The organism is Streptomyces pristinaespiralis, from assembly GCF_001278075.1.
Classification (GTDB): Bacteria; Actinomycetota; Actinomycetes; order Streptomycetales; family Streptomycetaceae; genus Streptomyces; species Streptomyces pristinaespiralis.
On sequence record NZ_CP011340.1, the window covers coordinates 2,698,682 to 2,711,859 of the forward strand.

11 protein-coding genes are annotated in these 13,178 nt (G+C 72.5%); 5 read left to right on the top strand and 6 right to left on the bottom strand.

What is annotated here, in order from left to right:
• Window positions 1-4: 4 nt before the first annotated feature.
• Both SPRI_RS11210 and SPRI_RS11215 read left to right on the top strand, forming a co-directional pair.
• Window positions 5-1,825: an HSP90 family protein gene (locus tag SPRI_RS11210; protein ID WP_005311415.1), complete on the top strand. Its 1,821-nt coding sequence runs from the start codon at window positions 5-7 to the stop codon at window positions 1,823-1,825.
• Window positions 1,822-4,848: a hypothetical protein gene (locus tag SPRI_RS11215; RefSeq protein WP_107082426.1), complete on the top strand. Its 3,027-nt coding sequence runs from the start codon at window positions 1,822-1,824 to the stop codon at window positions 4,846-4,848. Before SPRI_RS11210 ends, SPRI_RS11215 begins: the two co-directional genes overlap by 4 nt.
• Before the next feature lie 275 nt (window positions 4,849-5,123).
• On the opposite strand, the gene SPRI_RS11220 is transcribed toward SPRI_RS11215, so the two are convergent.
• Window positions 5,124-6,713 (bottom strand): DAK2 domain-containing protein, encoded by a 1,590-nt coding sequence (locus SPRI_RS11220; RefSeq protein ID WP_053556893.1) that lies wholly within the window; start codon window positions 6,711-6,713, stop codon window positions 5,124-5,126.
• 271 nt (window positions 6,714-6,984) lie between these two features.
• Here SPRI_RS11220 and rpmB point away from each other — a divergent pair, with 271 nt between their 5' ends.
• Entirely contained in the window at window positions 6,985-7,170 is a 186-nt protein-coding gene (gene rpmB, locus SPRI_RS11225; protein WP_003957616.1) for a 50S ribosomal protein L28, read from the top strand.
• A gap of 209 nt (window positions 7,171-7,379) precedes the next feature.
• Here rpmB and thiD read toward each other — a convergent pair whose 3' ends face one another.
• Together thiD and SPRI_RS11235 are read right to left on the bottom strand one after the other, a co-directional pair.
• Entirely contained in the window at window positions 7,380-8,168 is a 789-nt protein-coding gene (gene thiD, locus SPRI_RS11230; RefSeq protein ID WP_182327819.1) for a bifunctional hydroxymethylpyrimidine kinase/phosphomethylpyrimidine kinase, read from the bottom strand.
• A 10-nt stretch (window positions 8,169-8,178) separates the two neighbouring features.
• On the bottom strand, window positions 8,179-9,150 hold the full coding sequence (locus SPRI_RS11235) for a thiamine-phosphate kinase (RefSeq protein WP_005311425.1): 972 nt from the start codon (window positions 9,148-9,150) through the stop codon (window positions 8,179-8,181).
• 239 nt (window positions 9,151-9,389) lie between these two features.
• Between SPRI_RS11235 and SPRI_RS11240 the strand changes: the two genes are divergently transcribed.
• Together SPRI_RS11240 and SPRI_RS11245 are read left to right on the top strand one after the other, a co-directional pair.
• Window positions 9,390-9,623 (top strand): Lrp/AsnC family transcriptional regulator, encoded by a 234-nt coding sequence (locus SPRI_RS11240; protein WP_005311426.1) that lies wholly within the window; start codon window positions 9,390-9,392, stop codon window positions 9,621-9,623.
• A 20-nt stretch (window positions 9,624-9,643) separates the two neighbouring features.
• Window positions 9,644-10,114: a DUF3515 domain-containing protein gene (locus SPRI_RS11245; protein WP_005311427.1), complete on the top strand. Its 471-nt coding sequence runs from the start codon at window positions 9,644-9,646 to the stop codon at window positions 10,112-10,114.
• Window positions 10,115-10,150: 36 nt separating this feature from the next.
• Here SPRI_RS11245 and SPRI_RS11250 read toward each other — a convergent pair whose 3' ends face one another.
• Genes SPRI_RS11250 through SPRI_RS11260 form a run of 3 tightly spaced genes read right to left on the bottom strand, consistent with a single transcriptional unit; the run spans window position 10,151 to window position 13,102 of the window.
• A complete protein-coding gene (locus SPRI_RS11250) occupies window positions 10,151-11,308 on the bottom strand; it encodes a D-alanine--D-alanine ligase family protein (protein ID WP_005311428.1) in 1,158 nt (385 codons plus the stop codon).
• A gap of 34 nt (window positions 11,309-11,342) precedes the next feature.
• A complete protein-coding gene (locus SPRI_RS11255) occupies window positions 11,343-12,353 on the bottom strand; it encodes an NAD(P)H-dependent glycerol-3-phosphate dehydrogenase (RefSeq protein WP_005311429.1) in 1,011 nt (336 codons plus the stop codon).
• Complete coding sequence (locus tag SPRI_RS11260; protein ID WP_005311430.1) at window positions 12,350-13,102, bottom strand: lysophospholipid acyltransferase family protein; 753 nt, start codon at window positions 13,100-13,102, stop codon at window positions 12,350-12,352. The genes SPRI_RS11255 and SPRI_RS11260 overlap by 4 nt, the downstream gene beginning before the upstream one ends.
• Window positions 13,103-13,178 lie beyond the last annotated feature (76 nt).

Genomic DNA, 13,178 nt, shown 5'->3' on the forward strand with positions numbered 1-13,178 from the left:
GACGATGACATCTGAGACGACACCGTCCGGCGGTACGACGACACCGCACACCTTCCAGGTCGACCTTCGCGGCCTGGTGGACCTCCTCTCCCACCACCTCTACTCCAGTCCGCGGGTCTATCTGCGCGAACTCCTCCAGAACGCCGTGGACGCGATCACCGCCAGGCGCGCGGAGGACCCCTCGGCGCCCGCGCGGGTCAGGCTGTACGCCACCGGCGACGGTCTGCGCGTCGAGGACTCGGGCATCGGCCTGACCGAGACGGACCTGCACACGCTGCTCGCGACGATCGGCCGCAGTTCCAAGCGCGAAGGGCTCGAGTCCGCGCGGGCCGGGTTCCTCGGTCAGTTCGGCATCGGGCTGCTCGCCTGTTTCGTCGTGGCCGCCGAGATCCGGGTGGTGAGCCGCAGCGCCCGTACGCCCGGGGCGCCGCCCGTGGAATGGTCGGCCCGCGACGACGGGTCGTACACGGTGCGGACCCTGCCCGACAGCGCCCGGCCGGAGCCGGGCACGACCGTGTACCTCGCGCCCCGGCCCGGTACCGCCGACTGGCTCACAGAGGAGCGGGTGACCGCCCTGGCACGGGACTTCGGCTCCCTGCTGCCGTACGACGTACAGGTCGGCGACACCCCGGTCACCGACCTGCCGGCGCCCTGGGACCGTGCGTACCCGAGCCCGGCGGCGCGGCGGGTCGCTCTCGCGCGCCACTGCCACGACGTGTTCGGCTTCACCCCGCTCGACTCGGTGGACCTCACACTGCCCGTCGCCGGAGTCCGCGGGATCGCGTACGTGCTGCCGTCCGCGGTCAGCCCGGCGCAGCGCTCCGGGCACCGGGTGCACCTGAAGGGCATGCTGCTCACCGACCGGGGGGACGAACTCCTGCCGGACTGGGCCTTCTTCGTACGGTGCGTCGTCGACACCGACAGCCTGCGCCCGACGGCTTCCCGCGAATCGCTGTACGCGGACGAGACCCTCGCCGCCGTACGGGAGGCGCTCGGCGAGCGCATCCGGGAGTGGCTGACCGGGCTGGCCGCCGGGGACCCGGAGCGGCTGGCGCAGTTCCTCTCCGTCCATCACCTGGGCGTGAAGTCGCTGGCCCGGCACGACAGCGACATGCTGCGGACGATGCTGCCGTGGCTGCCGTTCGAGACGACGGACGGGCGGTTGTCGCTGGAGGAGTTCGCCCAGCGGCACCCCGTCGTGCACTTCGCCCGGACGGTCGAGGAGTACCGGCAGGTCGCGCCGATCGCCTCCGCGCAGGGCATCGGCCTGATCAACGGTGGTTACACCTACGACTCCGAACTGGTCGAGCGCCTGCCCGAGGTGCGTCCCGGCACGGTCGTCTCCGAACTCGACGCGGACACGGTCACCGCGCACCTCGACGCCGTCGATCCCGCGGAGGAGCTGGCCCTCGCCGGTTTCCTGGCAGCCGCGCGGACCAGGCTGGAGCCGCTGGGCTGCGACGTGGTGCTGCGCGCCTTCCACCCGCTGACCGTGCCCGCGCTCCACCTCGACGACCGGGCCGCCCGGCACGAGCAGGCGCGCGCGGAGGAGGAGGCCCGGGCGGACGACCTGTGGGCCGGGATCCTCGGGTCGCTGCGCGGCAGCGCACCCCGCGCACGGCTCGTGCTCAACCACCTCAACCCGCTGATACGCAGGATCGGTTCGCTGGACGGGGAGCTGGCGGGGACGGCGACCGAAGCGCTGTACGGACAGGCCCTGCTGATGGCGCAGCGGCCGCTGCGGCCGGCCGACTCCGCGCTCCTCAACCGCGCGTTCATGGGCCTGCTGGAGTGGGCCACCCACGACCAGGAGAACGGACGATGAGCCTCGACACCCCCATGGACGCCGAAGCGCTGCGCCAGGCGTTGCGCGACAACGACCGTGAGCCGGAGGGGCCCGCGCGCAATGCCCGCGCGGAGCGGCTGTTCGCCGAGATCGAACAACTCGGCGACACGTCGCTCGTCATCGACGGCCTCGACCATCTGATGCAGGTCTACAACTACAGCTCCGAGGCGGACAAGATGTTCGTCCCCTTCGCGCGGCTGCTGCGGATGTGGGACGACCGGCCGGAGGACTTCGGCCGGCGGCAGGTCCACTCCCTGTTCTGGATGTTCAAGTGGGTCTCCAGCGGCATGGTCGACCAGCCGCACATCCCGCTCGCCTCCATCGAGAAGTGGCAGGCGGAGATGGAGCACCGCTACCGGCTCGCGGGCCACTCCGAGCGGGCGGTGCGGCAGGGTGAACTGCGGATCGCCCGGCACATCGGCGACCTGGAACGCGCCCAGCGGGCGTACGACGCCTGGCAGGCGGCCGACCGGGACGACAAGAGCGACTGCCATGCCTGTGAGTTGCGGAACCAGGGCTCGTGGCAGGCCCAGTGCGGTGACGACGAGGGCGCCCTCGTCACGTGGCGGCCGGTGCTGGACGGCGAGTTCACCTGCGCGCACGAGCCGCACGCCGTGCTCGCCGCCTCGCTGCTCCCCCTGCTGCGGCTGGGGCGCGCGGAGGAGGCCCGTGCCCATCATCTGCGCGGCTACCGGCTGGCGCGCTCCAAGGAGAGCATGCGCCACGCCGTCGCCCGGCATGTCGAGTTCTGCGCGCTGACCGGCAACGAGGCGCGCGGCCTGGAGATCCTGGCCGAACGTCCCTCGTACTTCACGGACACCGGGGAGCCGAGCAGTCTGCTCAGCTATCTGGAGGTCACCGCGCTGCTCACCGACCGGCTCACCGCGCTGGGACACGGCGACACGCGCCTGACCGGTCCCGGTGGCCGGGTCTGGACGGCCCGCGAACTCGCCGTCCACGCGCGTACGGAGGCGCGTGCCGTCGCCGCCCGTTTCGACGCACGCAACGGCAACACGTACTTCAGCGAGCAGAGCGCGGAACGCATGGACCGTTCGCCGCTGCTGGACCGGCTGCCGCTCGGTGTCCGTTCGGTGCGGCCGGTACCCGCGCCGCGCGAGGCACCGGCCGCGGCGGCCGGTGGCGTCGAAGGGGCCGGTTCGGGCTCGGGCTCGGGCTCGGGCTCGGGCTCGGGCTCGGGCTCGGGCTCGGGCTCGGGCGACGATCTGGCGGGCCTGCTGGCCGAGGCGCGCCGGCTCTCCGAGGACCAGCATCCCCACGCGACCGACGCATGGGCCGCCGTGGCCCGGGCGGCCGGCCCGCAAGGCACCGGACTCACCGATCTCGAGCGGGCGGAGATCGACGAGCACCGCGCGATGGCACCCGCCACGGCGCCGGCCGAGGCGATCGGACTGTTCACCGCCGCGGCCGGGCTGTACGAGTCGGCCGGCAAGCCCGGTCGCGCGGCCTCCGCACTGTCCCGTGCCGCCTACTGCATAAGCCTCGACGGGCGGCCCGCCGAGGCGCTGGAGGCCGTGCAGGAACCCTGCGACCGGGCACTCGCGCTGTACGCCGAAGGCCGCTCCACCGCGCGGCAGACCGGCAGGGCGCTGCTCAGCCGGGTGCGGATACTCAACGACATGATCGGCGGCATGCAGGTCCAGGAAGCCGCGGAGGCGGCCGTCACGTCCCTGGAAGAGGCCGTGCACGCGCTCCTCGCCTTCGCGGAGCCGGAGCAGGCGGAGCCCGCGGTCGGCGTCGTCGTCGGCGAGGCGCTCGGTTACCTGGGCGACATCACCGCGTTCCGCGGCGACGCGCCCGGCGCGGCACAGCTGTACACGCGCGCGGCCGACGCCTACGTCCGGGCGGGCCGGCCCTGGTTCGCCGTGGAGCCACAGACCCAGCTGGCGGGCGTCAGCAGGCACCTCGGTGACCTCGGGACCGCGGAGCGGGCCTCACGGTCCGCACTGGAGCACGCGGCCCCCTTCGCCGGACCGGGCGGGCTGGCCCGCCTGCACCTCCAGCTCGTCGAGACGCTCGCCGACAGCGGCAAGCTCGACGAGGCGGCCGACCACGCCCTCGAAGCGGCGCACTGGGCCGACGAAGCGGGCGAGGGCGCGGGCAACGGCGCGTACGCACGGCACCGGCTCGGCGGGTTCCTGCTCCAGCTGGGGCGGGCCGACGAGGCGGCGGCCGTGCTGGAGTCCGTACTGCCCGACCTGACCGAGCAGGACCACGGCGACGGCATGATCGTGCAGACGCTGTGGTGGCTGGGCGACTGCTGCACGGCGCTGGGCGAGCCACGGGAGGCCGCCGAGCACTGGCTGAAGGCGGCGGACATCGCGCGCGGCTGGCCGGAACAACGGGACCACGCGATGCTCGCCAACCTGGCCGGGCAGGCCCTGTTCCGTGCGCAGCTGAACCCGCAGGCGGAACTGGCGTACCAGCGCGCGGGCGACCTGTGGCGGGACCTCGGCGACATCCACGCGCTCGTGCGCACACTGCGCGTGCGGGCATGGATCGCCGCACGGGAGGGGCAGGCGGGCATCGGCGCGGCGCGTGAGCTGATGGCGGCGGCGGCGACGGAATGCGAGTCGGCGCTCGCCGCGTCGGCCGACGCGGGCGCCTCAGCCGCGCTGCGGGCGGAACTGGCGGACACCTACCGCCAGACCGGCGACCTGATCGCGAGCTCCTGCGACGGCGAGCCGGGAGCCGACGACACGGACGGCTCGGCGCGGACCGCGTACGAGGAGGCGGTCGCCCTCGTCCTGCGGGCGGTGGCGGCCTTCGAGGAGGCGGGCGAGCAGTTCACCGACCTGCGTACGGGAGCACAGCTCATGGCGTCCTGGCTGCATGCCTCGCTGGGGGACGCGCCCGCGGCGGTTTCGCTCGCGCGGGGGGTCCTTGCGACGTACGAGGGATCCGGGGAGGGCGCGGCCGACGAGACCGCGCAGTCGCGTTGCGCGGAGGCGCGGGCGGTGCTGGCGGAGGTCGCGGAGGGCTGAGGGGGCGCCGCTCCGCGGGGCGTTCTCCCCCACCCCGCCCCTTCCCGGAACCGGAGGCTCCTCCCCTGCGCCTGGCGGCGTGGGGGGACCTCCACCGCACCCCCCGCCTCACACGCCGGGCGGGCTGACACAGTCAGCCCGCCCGGGGGCACCTCCCACGGCCGCCAGGCCGTAGGCGGAGATTGAGGGCACCGCGCGAAGCGCGGTACGGGTCCGGGCGCAGCCCGGTCTCGGGAAGGGGCGGGGTGGGGAACGGGCAGCGGACCGGTCCGCCCCTACTCCACCCCGATCAGCAGCGGCGTCGTCCCGTCCCCGCCGCCCTCGTACGTGATCGTGTCCACCGCCAGGTACCCCTCGCGGACATGGGACTCCAGCCGGTCGGACAGTCCTTCCGGCGCTGTTCCGCCCAGGACGAGCGTGACCAGTTCGCCGCCCGAGGAGAGCATGCGGTCCAGCAGGGTCAAAGCCGTCTCGGTCAGGTCCTCGCCGATCACGGCGACGTCGCCGTCGATCAGGCCCAGCACGTCGCCGGCCTGGCACACGCCCGCCGAGGTCCATGACCGGTGTTCCGCCACGGCCAGTTCGGCGTAGCGCGTCGCCCCGGCCGCGGCGGTCATCGCGACGACGTCCTCGTCGAAGCGGCGGTCCGGTGCGTGGACGGCGAGGGCCGCGATGCCCTGGACCGCGGAGCGGGTCGGGATCAGGGCGACGCGGACACCTGCCGTGCGGGCCTGTTCCGCGGCCGCGGCGGCCGTGTGGCGCAGGGACGTGTCGTTGGGGAGGAGGACGACCTCGCGGGCGTGCGCCCGGCGGATCGCCTCGACGAGTTCGCCGCTGGCCGGCGGCTCTCCCGGGCGGGCCAGGACCGTGGTCGCGCCGGCCCGCCCGTACAGGTCCGCCAGCCCCTCGCCCTGCACGACTGCGACGACGGCCCGCTGGGCCTGCTCCCGCGGGGCCGGGTCGGCCGCCGTGTCGAAGTGCGTGATCCGGATCCGGTAGGGCCGTCCCGCCTCGACACCGGCTTCCACGGCCGCACCGGCGTCGTCCACGTGGACGTGGACGTTCCACAGGCCGTCGCCGCCGACGACGACGAGGGAGTCGCCCAGCCCGTCGAGCCGTGTCCGCAGTCGGGCGACGGCCTCGTCGTCCGCTTCGAGGAGGTAGATCACTTCGAAGGCGGGGCCGCTGTCGGAGCAGGGCTCGGCCGTCCGGTTCTGCCGGGCCGGCCGTGCGTGGGCGTGCGCGGCGGCCGGCGGCGCCTCGCCGGAGACGGCCTGCACCAGCGCCCCGAGGACGGTCAGCAGCCCCTGTCCGCCGGCGTCCACGACGCCCGCGCGTTCCAGCACGGCGAGTTGGCCGGGGGTGGCGTCCAGCGCCGCCCGAGCGCCCGCGTAGGCGGCCCGCAGGGCGTCGGTAGGGGCGTTCTCCGCGGCGTCCGCCGCTGCCCCGGCGACGCTGAGGATGGTTCCCTCGACGGGGTGCGCCACCGCCTCACGCGCCAGTTCCGAGGCCCGCCGCAGCGCCCCCGCCAGGTGATCTCCGTCACCGAGCCGTTCGGCCATGCCGCGCAGGAGCTGGGCGAGGATCGTGCCCGAGTTGCCGCGGGCGCCGATGAGGGCGCCGTGGGCCATGGCCCGGATCACGTCGGCGAGGGCGGGCGAGGTGTGCCCCGTCTCGTGGGCGGCGAACACGGCCTCCACGGCCTGCGCGGCGGACTCCACGGTCAGGTAGAGATTCGTGCCGGTGTCCCCGTCGGCGACGGGGTACACGTTGATCGCGTCGATCTCCTCGCGCTCCCGGCCCAGGGACTCCAGCGCCAGGGAGCACCAGTCGCGTACGGCCGAGGCGTCGAGACTCTGCGGCACCTGGTGTTCCTCCTTGAGCGGCCGGGCAGTTCCTGGTGGCCGGCGGGGCCCCGGGCTGCGGGTCGTCCCGCAGCGTAGACCCAGGCCGCCGCCCGTGAGCGGGGCGGGGGGCGGCGGCGGCATGCTAGTTTCGTCTCTCGGAAGCAGTGGATGTATGCTGCTCCAGTTGCCCGATGAGAATCGGGCCATTCCCCCGGCAAGCCACTTCAGATCTACTGATTCCGGCGCGCCGGATTCACCGTAAGTGCATCTGAAGTCTTTGGAGTGACCCGTGGCTGCCAACTGCGACGTCTGCGGCAAGGGGCCGGGCTTCGGCAACAACATTTCGCACTCGCACCGCCGTACGTCCCGTCGCTGGAACCCGAACATCCAGCGTGTGCGTGCAGTGGTCGGTCGGACGCCGAAGCGGCTCAACGTCTGCACCTCGTGCATCAAGGCCGGCAAGGTCTCGCGCTAAGTGATGCTCCCCGCGTCAGCGGGGATGATCCCGCCGACGTCTCGTCGTAGCGCAGCCCTCCGGTTGCCTTGAAAAGCCGGTCCACCTCGGTGGACCGGCTTTTTGCCGTGCCCGGCGACGGGACAGGCCCCTCCCGGGCGGATTCCGGCGGGAGGCGGCAGGCGGCAGGCGGCAGGCGGCAGGCGGCAGGCGGCAGGCGGCAGGCGGGCCTAGCGGAAGCGCCAGCCGTGATCCACCGGGCCGATCCCCGCGCCCAGCGCGAAGCCCGCCGCGATCGCCCCCGTGACGTACTCCTTGGCCGCGTGGACGGCTTCCGGGACGGTCAGGCCCTGTGCCAGACCCGAGGCCACCGCGGACGCGAGCGTGCAGCCCGTGCCGTGGGTGTGGCGGTTGTCGTGGCGCGGGGCGCGCAGCCAGTGCTCCTCCTCGCCGTCCGTGAGCAGGTCCACCGCGTCGCCGGCCAGGTGCCCGCCCTTGATCAGCGCCCAGCGGGGCCCGAATCCGAGGACGGCCTCCGCGGCCCGGCGCATGCCCGCCTCGTCGCCGACCTCGATGCCGGTCAGCTGGGCCACCTCGTCCAGGTTGGGCGTGGCCACGGTCGCGGTCGGCAGCAGCTTCGTCCGCAGGGAGTCGAGCGCGGAGGCGGCCAGCAGCGGGTCACCGTGCTTGGAGACGCCCACCGGGTCGACGACCACGGGCGCGTCCGTGCCGGCGAGCAGCTCCGCGACCGTCTCGACCAGTTCGGCGGAGGACAGCATCCCGGTCTTCACGGCCTGTACGCCGATGTCGTCGACGACGCTCCGGTACTGGGCGCGCACCGCCTCGACGGGCAGCTCCCACGCGCCCTGGACGCCCAGGGAGTTCTGGGCGGTGATCGCGGTCAGCACGCTCATGCCGTGCACACCGAGGGCCAGCATGGTCTTGAGGTCGGCCTGAATGCCCGCACCGCCGCCGGAATCGGATCCGGCGACGGTGAGCACGCGAGGGGGTATGTCCATACCCGGAAATCTACTTGCCGTCCTCGATGCCCCCGAAGTGGTCCCAGCCGCCCTTGTTCGTCCACGGAGCCCCGTCGACGGTCACCTGGGGCAGCGCCGACGGGTTGAGCACCTCGCCGATGACCTTCCAGCGGGCGGGCAGCTTCACGTCCGGCGGGAAGGTGGCCACGATCGCGTGGTCCTCTCCCCCGGTCAGCACCCACTGCAGCGGGTCGACGCCGACGGCCTGGCCGATGTCGCTCATCTGCGTGGGGATGTCGATGAGACCCGATCTCAGGTCGATCCGGACCTTGCTGGCCTCGGCGATGTGTCCGAGGTCGGCGACGAGCCCGTCGCTGATGTCGCACATCGCGGTGGCGCCGAGCCCGGCGGCCGCGGGACCCGCGTGGTACGGCGGCTCCGGCCTGCGGTGCGCCTCGACGAAGGCCCGCGGGGAGCGGAAACCGCGCGACAGGACGGCGTGCCCGGCCGCTGACCAGCCCAACCAGCCGGTGTAGGCGACGACATCGCCGGACTGCGCGCCCGCGCGGGTCACCGGTTCGTGGTTGCGCAGATCGCCCAGTGCCGTGATCGCGATGGTGATCGTCTCGCCGCGGACGACGTCGCCGCCGACGACGGCGGCCCCCGCGACCTGGCACTCGTCGCGGATGCCGTCCATCAGCTCGGTGGCCCAGGTGACGGGAAGTTCGGCCGGGACGACGAGCCCGAGGAGCAGCGCGGTCGGCACGGCGCCCATCGCGGCGATGTCGGCCAGGTTCTGCGCGGCCGCCTTGCGTCCCACGTCGTACGCGGTGGACCAGTCGCGGCGGAAGTGCCGCCCCTCCAGCAGGATGTCCGTACTGGCCACGACCCGTCGGTCGGGTGCGGCCACGACCGCGGCGTCGTCGCCCGGTCCGAGCCGCACCGCGGGGGTGGTGGTGAGCTTGGCGGTGAGTTCCTTGATGAGACCGAACTCCCCCAACTCGCCCACAGTTCCCTTCACCGAGTCACCTCTCCTAGTCGTGGACGCCGAGCATGATTGCTGCGGTCGCGAGCTGCCACTGCTGTCGGTACCGTCAAGAGATACGTCAACTTCTGTTCGCCGTACGCCACGCTGCGGGCGCCGTCCGCCGCGAGGGTCTCCCCGTGGCCCGCGACGACGCGATACCGTGGCGACCCCTCTCCCTGGGATCTCCCCACCGACGGTAGGGGACATGATCCTCGTGCCGCCCTGGAGGCTCCGTGGTACAGGCGTACATCCTCATTCAGACCGAGGTGGGCAAGGCGTCGACAGTCGCCGAGGCCATCGGAAAGATTCCCGGTGTGATCCAGGCCGAGGATGTGACCGGGCCGTACGACGTGATCGTGCGCGCGCAGGCCGACACCGTCGACGACCTGGGTCGCATGGTGGTCGCCAAGGTCCAGCAAGTGGACGGCATCACCCGCACCCTGACCTGCCCGGTCGTGCACATCTAGCCCCCGTCTACCCTTGGCCGGTGACGTCTTTCGGCCGCCGGTCCCTGATCCTGTCCGCAGCCGCCGTACTGGTGGCCGCCGCGGGCTGCTCCTCCACGGACGCGTCGGCGTCGATCACGGTTCCCAGCCCCCCGGCCGAGGAAGCGGCCCTGTGCCGCGCGCTGGACGGGGAGCTGCCGGACTCGGTCGACGGGCACGACCGCGACGACCCCGAGCCGTCGTCCGAACTCACCGCCGGCTGGGGCGATGCCGCGATCGTACTGCGCTGCGGTGTGGCCCGGCCGGTGGGGATGAGCGATCCGCAGGGACAGGGGGTCGAGGTGGACGGCGTCAACTGGCTGCTGGAGGAGCGGGACGACGGCCCCCGCTTCACCACCACGTACCGCGAGACGTACGTGGAGGTCACCCTCGGCGGCCGGTACATGCACGACATCGGCCCGCTCACAGACCTGGCCGGGCCCGTCAAGAAGACGGTCCCGGCCACGCTTTGACCTACGGGTCCCTCACCGCAGCGGGCTGCGCGTCCCTCAGCGCAGTCCCGTCGAGCGGGTCAGGGCGGCCTGGATCAGCCGGTCCACCAGTTCGGTGTAGGCGACGCCGCTCTCCTGCCACATCCGCGGGTACATGGAGATCGGGGTGAAGCCCGGCATGGTGTTGATCTCGTTGATGACGAACTCGCCGTCCTCCGTGAGGAAGAAGTCCGCGCGGACCAGGCCCTCGCACGACGCCGCGTCGAACGCCGCGACCGCCAGCCGCTGCACCTCTGCGGTCTGCTCGTCGGTGAGCGGGGCGGGGACCAGACCGGCCGCCGAGTCGATGTACTTGGCCTCGAAGTCGTAGAAGTCGTGGGAGGTCACCGGCGGGATCTCGGCCGGGACACTGGCGCGCGGGCCGTCCTCGAACTCGAGCACGCCGCACTCGATCTCACGGCCCCGCAGCAGCGACTCCACGAGGATCTTGGGGTCGTGGCGCTGCGCCTCGGCGATCGCGTCGTCCAGCCCCGCCAGGTCGTCGACCTTGGTGATGCCCATGGAGGAACCGCCGCGGGCGGGCTTGATGAACAGCGGCCAGCCGTGCTCGCCCGCGAAGTCCACGATCTTCTTACGGGCGGCCGCCGGGTCGTTCGCCCACTCGCGCGGCCGGATCACCTCGTAGGGGCCGACGGGCAGGCCGAAGGAGACGAAGACCCGCTTCATGTACTCCTTGTCCTGGCCGACGGCCGAGGCGAGCACACCGGAGCCGACGTACGGGACGCCGGAGAGTTCGAGCAGGCCCTGGAGCGTGCCGTCCTCGCCGTACGGGCCGTGCAGCATGGGGAAGACGGCGTCGACCTCGCCGAGCGCCTTGGGCACGGAGCCGGGCTCGCTGTAGACGACCTCACGGCTGCCGGGGTCGACGGAGAGCACCACGCCGCCCTCGTCGGACTCTGCGAGCTCCTCGACGTTCGGCGTCCGGCGGTCGGTGATCGCCATCCGCTCCGGCTCGTCGGCGGTGAGCGCCCACCGGCCGTCGGCGGTGATGCCGATCGGCAGGACGTCGTACTTGGTGCGGTCGATGGCCCGCAGCACCGCGCCCGCGGTGACCACGGAGATCCCGTGTTCGGAGCTGCGGCCGCCGAAGACGACGGCTACGCGCGGCTTGCGGAGCTGCTGCTCGGGGCTCTGGGGGAGGTTCTCGGTGCTCATATCGCGATGAGACTACCCGCTGGTTCGAACGACGTCAGCGTCGCTCGGGCTTGGCGGCGCGGGACATCAACTCCTTGAGAGCAACGACCGGCGGCTTCCCCTCGTGCACGATGCCGACGACCGTTTCCGTGATCGGCATGTCCACTCCGTGCCGGCGGGCCAGGTCCAGCACCGACTCGCAGGACTTGACGCCCTCCGCGGTCTGCCTGGTGACGGCGATGGTCTCCTGGAGCGTCATCCCGCGGCCCAGGTTGGTGCCGAAGGTGTGGTTGCGGGACAGCGGCGACGAGCAGGTCGCCACCAGGTCGCCGAGGCCCGCGAGCCCGGAGAACGTCAGCGGGTCGGCGCCCATGGCGAGGCCCAGCCGCGTGGTCTCCGCGAGACCACGGGTGATCAGGGAGCCCTTGGCGTTGTCGCCGAGCCCCATGCCGTCGGCGATGCCGACGGCGAGGCCGATGACGTTCTTGACCGCACCGCCCAGTTCGCAGCCCACCACGTCGGTGTTGGTGTACGGGCGGAAGTAGGGGGTGTGACAGGCCGCCTGGAGACGTTGCGCGACGGCCTCGTCACGGCAGGCGACCACGGCGGCGGCGGGCCGGCGCTGCGCGATCTCCTTGGCGAGGTTGGGGCCGGTGACCACGGCGACGCGGTCGGCCGGCACGTGCGCGACCTCCTCGACGACCTCGCTCATCCGCTTGGCGGTGCCGAGTTCGACGCCCTTCATCAGGGAGACGAGCACGGTGTCGGCGGGCAGCTTCGGCGCCCATGCGGCGAGATTGCCGCGCAGTGTCTGGGAAGGGACGGCGAGGACGGTGAAGTCGGCCTCGTGCAGCGCCTCCGCCGGGTCCGTGGTGGCCCGCAGTTTCTGCGGGAGCTCGATCCCGGGCAGATAGTCGGGGTTGGTGCGGGTGGTGTTGACGGCGTCGACGAGGTTGGCGCGGCGTCCCCACAGGGTCACCTCGCAGCCGGCGTCCGCCAGCACCATGCCGAACGCCGTGCCCCACGAGCCCGTTCCGAAGACGGCGGCCTTGACCGGCTTTGTCACTTCGCTTCCTCCCCGGCGGCCTTGCGGCGCTGCTCCGCGCGGACTTCGCGCAGATCGAAGGGCTTATCCGGCGCCTTCTCGCCGCGCAGCTCCTCGAGCTGCTCCGTGACCGCGGCCATGATGGCCTCGGTCGCGGCCTTCAGGACTTCCGGCGTGGGGTCCAGGTCGTAGAAGCGTGAAAGATCGACCGGCGGGCCGGCCTGGACCTGGAGCGTCTTGCGCGGGAAGAGCCGGACCTTGTTCTCCTTGGCGTACGGCGGCATCGCCAAGTTGGCGCCCCACTGGGCGACGGGGATGACCGGTGCCTTGGTCTGCAGGGCGGCGCGTGCCACACCCGTCTTGGCGGTCATCGGCCACATCGCGGGATCGCGGGTGAGCGTGCCCTCCGGGTAGAAGGCGACGCACTCGCCGCGCTCGACCGCGTCGACGGCGGCCCGGAAGGCGCCGACCGCGTTGGACGACTCGCGGTAGACGGGGATCTGCCGGGTGCCCCGCAGCAGGACCCCGACGACGGGCGTCTTGAACAGCGCGGCTTTGGCCAGGAACCGCGGGACCCGTCCGGTGTTGTACTGGAAGTGCCCGTACGAGAACATGTCGAGGTACGAGTTGTGGTTGATGGCAGTGATGAATCCGCCCTCGACCGGAATGTGTTCCGTTCCCCGCCAGTCCCGCTTGAACAGAAGCAACAGCGGCGGCTTTGCGATGACCGCGGCCAGGCGGTACCAGAAGCCGATTCTACGGCGGGACACTCGGACACCTTCCTCTTACGACCGGGCTATTGCCTGGCTGCTGGGGGTCAAGTGTCGCCCCAGGCCTCTGGTCTGT

Bases quoted from the DNA above. Each gene is read 5' to 3' on its own strand.
- SPRI_RS11215 (WP_107082426.1), top strand. From the start codon at position 1,822: ATGAGCCTCGACACCCCCATGGACGCCGAAGCGCTGCGCCAGGCGTTG.
- thiD (WP_182327819.1), bottom strand. From the start codon at position 8,168: ATGGACATACCCCCTCGCGTGCTCACCGTCGCCGGATCCGATTCCGGC.
- SPRI_RS11210 (WP_005311415.1), top strand. From the start codon at position 5: ATGACATCTGAGACGACACCGTCCGGCGGTACGACGACACCGCACACC.
- SPRI_RS11250 (WP_005311428.1), bottom strand. From the start codon at position 11,308: ATGAGCACCGAGAACCTCCCCCAGAGCCCCGAGCAGCAGCTCCGCAAG.